We start from the raw sequence: 3,814 nt of genomic DNA on the forward strand, positions 1-3,814 counted from the left end.
CGGGAGACGGCTGCGGCGGGGCGGGAGACGGCTGCGGCGGGGCGGGAGACGGCTGGGGGCGGGGGCTGAGGACGTGCGCCGGGGGCGACTTCCCGGCTTCGGGCGCAGAGTTCCCCGTACCGGCGGCATGATCATCGCGGGAGGTGACGACGGGGAGCACGTCGGGAGTGGGATCGTGCACATCGGGCCGTCCGTACCGCCTGCCGGCTGACGGCCACCAGGTGGCCCGGAGGAGGGGAGAACGACATGCGCGTAGGCCGATGGGTGCTGGCCCTGCTCGAAGGGGCGTGCGCGGTCACCGTGTTGCTCGCCGCCACGCTCCTGGTGTTTTCCGTCCCCTTCGACGCCCTGCGGGTCGCCTACCGGAACGGCGACCTCACCTCGACGATCGTGGTCCTCGCGGGAGCGTGCGTCGGCTGGCTGGGCCTGCGCCTGTGGCGGTCACCGAGACGCCCGCCGGTCGGGCTGCTGGCCGGTGGTGTGTGCGCCGTCGGCCTGGTGGCCGTGCTGTGGTGGACGACCCGCCCCATGGCGGAGGAGAACCCTGCCGTGCCCACTCCGGGCACGGCGCCCCCTGCGGCACCGCCCACCACCGGGCCGTGACGGACTGACCACCCCGGCTCGGCAGCTTCCGCCACCGCAGCAGTGGCAGGGGCGCCACCGCTGGTGCGGTGACGCCCCCGGGTGCGGCCCACGCGACGGCTCACGCGGGCCTGCGGCTCAGCTGATGCCGTGGCTCACGCCGGCCTGCGGACCTCGACGGTGCGGAAGCGGGGTGCCACGAAGGACGCGTCGCACAGGGCGGCGTTCGCCGCCGGGTTGCCCCCGGAACCGTGCAGGTCGGAGAAGGCAGCCGTCTGGTTGACGTAGACGCCGCCGGTGAGGTTGAGCGACAGCTGCGCGCACTCCTCCAGGCAGGCGTTCTCGATGAGCCGCTCGGTGTCCGCGTCGGTGGTGTAGGCGCCGACGGTCATGGCGCCCTTCTCCCGGACGGTGCGGCGCAGCAGTTCGACGGCCGACTCGGTGGAGTCGACCGCGACCACGAACGACACCGGCCCGAAGCACTCGCTGAGGTAGTTCTCCTCGGCGTCCGGCTTGCTGCCGTCGAGGGCGACGATGACCGGGGTGCGGACGGTCGCGTCGGGGAAGTCGGGGTGGATGACGGACCGGGAGGCCAGCGCCACGTCACCGAGTCCGGGAGCCGCCTCCAGCCGCTCGCGGACGCCGGGGTTGACCAGCGCGCCGAGCAGTGCGGTGGCCCGGGCGTCGTCGCCCAGCAGCTTCTCGACGGCCGCCGCGAGATCGGCCACCACCTCGCCGTACGACTTCGGGCCGGCGTCGGTGCTGATGCCGTCCCGGGGGACGAGCAGGTTCTGCGGCGTGGTGCACATCTGGCCGCTGTAGAGCGACAGCGAGAAGGCGAGGTTGCCGAGCATGCCGCGGTAGTCGTCGGTCGAGTCGATGACCACCGTGTTGACACCGGCCTTCTCGGTGAAGACCTGCGCCTGGCGGGCGTTGACCTCCAGCCAGTCGCCGAACGCGGTGGAGCCGGTGTAGTCGATGACGCGGACCTCGGGCCGCAGCGCCAGGGTCTTCGCGATGCCCTCGCCGTCCCGCTCGGCGGCGAGCGCCACCAGGTTCGGGTCGAAGCCGGCCTCGGTGAGCACCTCGCGGGCGACGCGCACGGTCAGCGCCAGCGGCAGCACCGCACGCGGGTGCGGCTTGACGAGCACCGGGTTGCCGGTGGCCAGGGAGGCGAACAGGCCGGGGTAGCCGTTCCAGGTGGGGAACGTGTTGCAGCCGACGACCAGCGCGATGCCGCGCGGTACCGCGGTGAACTGCTTGTCCAGGTCGATCGGGTCGCGCTTGCCCTGCGGCTTGGACCAGTGCGCCGACTGCGGCACCCGGGTCTGCTCGGCGTAGGCGTGGACGACGGCCTCCAGGCCGCGGTCCTGCGCGTGCGGGCCGCCGGCCTGCATCGCCATCAGGTAGGCCTGGCCGCTGGTGTGCATGACGGCCTGGGCGAACTCGTGGGTGCGGGCGTTGATCCGGGCCAGGATCTCCAGGCAGACCGCGGCCCGCGTCTCGGGTCCGGCGTCCCGCCAGGCGGGCAGCGCCGCCCGCATCGCGGGCAGCAGCACGTCGATGTCCGCGTGCGGGTAGGTGATGCCAAGCTCCGGGCCGTAGGGCGAGACCTCGCCGCCCGTCCAGTCGTCGGTGCCGGGCTGGTCGAGCTCGAAGCGGTTTCCGCACAGGGCGTCGAAGGCGGCCTGCCCCTCGGCGGCGGTGAGTGAGCCGTTCTCGCCGTAGGCCTTGGGGTGCTCGGGGTAGGGCGACCAGTACGCCCGGCTGCGGATCGTCTCCAGCGCCCGGTCCAGGGTGGGGCGGTGCGTCTCGATCAGTTGCTGTGCGGTGGGCGCGGCGGCCATCAGGGACCAACTCCTCGTCGAGCCGGGTCGGCGGCGGGCGGACACGGCCAGAGTAACCGAACGATCGGTCGGGGCAAGGGGGCTGTTCCGGCCGACCTGCGCAGGAGCCTCCCGGCGCCCGCCCCGCGCCGGTTAGAGTGCGCCGAACGATCGGTCGGTACCGGCCCGCTCCGGCCGCCCCGAACCCGTCGCCCCGACCGTGGCCGGTGCGGACGGCCGTGGACTGACGCCGGGCTGGCGTCGCACTGCCGTCGCACTGGCGTCGGACGGCGTGAGACGGCGGCGGATCGGTGTGGCACGGAACGGTGAGTGGCACGGCACACCACAGGTCGGGCAGCGCGCTCGTCCGCTGCCCCGGGAAGAGGGGACACCCCACGCATGCGAGACACCGCCAGCAGCCCCAGCACCCCCGACAGCCCCGACGCCTCCAGCACCCCCAACAGCCCCGGCATCGTCGCCGTGGTCGGCACCGGAACGATGGGGCAGGGCATCGCGCAGGTCGCGCTGACCGCCGGCCACCGGGTGCTGCTGCACGACGTCGCCCCGGAACGGGCCGAGCGGGCCGCGGAGCAGATCCGCGGCCGACTGGACCGGCTGGTGGCCAAGGGCCGTATGGACGCTGAGACGCGGGCCGCCGCCGACGGCCGGCTGCACGCCGCCGAGGACCTCGCCGACCTGGCCGGCGCCGAGGTGGTCGTCGAAGCCGTGCTGGAGGAACTCGGCGCCAAGCAGCAGCTGTTCAGCGCCCTGGAGGCGGTGGTCGGCGAGCACTGCCTGCTCGCCACCAACACCTCGTCGCTGCCGGTCACCGCGATCGCCGCCGCGCTGCGCCACCCCGGCCGGTTCGTCGGGTTGCACTTCTTCAACCCGGCGCCGCTGCTGCCGCTGGTGGAGGTCGTCAGCGGCCACGCCACCGACCCGGCCGCCGCCGACCGCGCTCAGGCGCTCGCCGCCGCCTGGGGCAAGACCCCCGTGCGCTGCGCCGACACCCCCGGCTTCGTCGTCAACCGGGTCGCCCGGCCGTTCTACGCGGAGGCGTTCCGCCTGTACGAGGAGCGGGCCGCCGATCCGGCGACGCTGGACGCGGTGCTGCGCGAGTGCGGCGGCTTCCGGATGGGGCCGTTCGAGCTGACCGACCTCATCGGCCAGGACGTCAACGAGGCGGTGACCCGGTCCGTCTGGGAGGCGTTCAGCCAGGACCCGAAGTTCACCCCGTCGCTCGCCCAGCGCCGCCTCGTGGAGTCCGGGCGGCTGGGCCGCAAGTCCGGGCACGGCTGGTACGACCACTCGCCCGGTGCGAGCACCCCGCAGCCGCGGACGGCGGCCGTTCGTCCGGCGCCGGACCACGTCACCGTGTACGGCGTGCTCGGCCCGGCCGCCGCGCT

4 protein-coding genes are annotated in these 3,814 nt (G+C 74.1%); 3 read left to right on the forward strand and 1 reads right to left on the reverse strand.

All coding sequences use genetic code 11. From position 1 onward, the window contains the following. Both ACYVE9_RS18595 and ACYVE9_RS18600 read left to right on the forward strand, forming a co-directional pair. On the forward strand, positions 1-211 hold a 211-nt coding region (locus tag ACYVE9_RS18595; protein WP_461029012.1), incomplete at its 5' end, for a hypothetical protein. Between the two features lie 35 nt (positions 212-246). Beyond that, on the forward strand, positions 247-603 hold the full coding sequence (locus tag ACYVE9_RS18600; protein WP_461029013.1) for a hypothetical protein: 357 nt from the start codon (positions 247-249) through the stop codon (positions 601-603). Positions 604-737: 134 nt separating this feature from the next. Here ACYVE9_RS18600 and paaN read toward each other — a convergent pair whose 3' ends face one another. After that, positions 738-2,429, reverse strand: a complete 1,692-nt coding sequence (gene paaN, locus ACYVE9_RS18605) for a phenylacetic acid degradation protein PaaN (protein ID WP_461029014.1) — start codon at positions 2,427-2,429, stop codon at positions 738-740. A 378-nt stretch (positions 2,430-2,807) separates the two neighbouring features. Here paaN and ACYVE9_RS18610 point away from each other — a divergent pair. Further along, positions 2,808-3,814, forward strand: a 1,007-nt coding sequence (locus ACYVE9_RS18610) for a 3-hydroxyacyl-CoA dehydrogenase NAD-binding domain-containing protein (RefSeq protein ID WP_461029015.1), incomplete at its 3' end; no start/stop codon positions are given.

It is taken from the genome of Streptomyces sparsus (genome assembly GCF_054776295.1).

Excerpts from the sequence above, each read along its gene's own strand:
- ACYVE9_RS18600 (WP_461029013.1), top strand. The coding sequence starts at position 247 with ATGCGCGTAGGCCGATGGGTGCTGGCCCTGCTCGAAGGGGCGTGCGCG.
- paaN (WP_461029014.1), bottom strand. The coding sequence starts at position 2,429 with ATGGCCGCCGCGCCCACCGCACAGCAACTGATCGAGACGCACCGCCCC.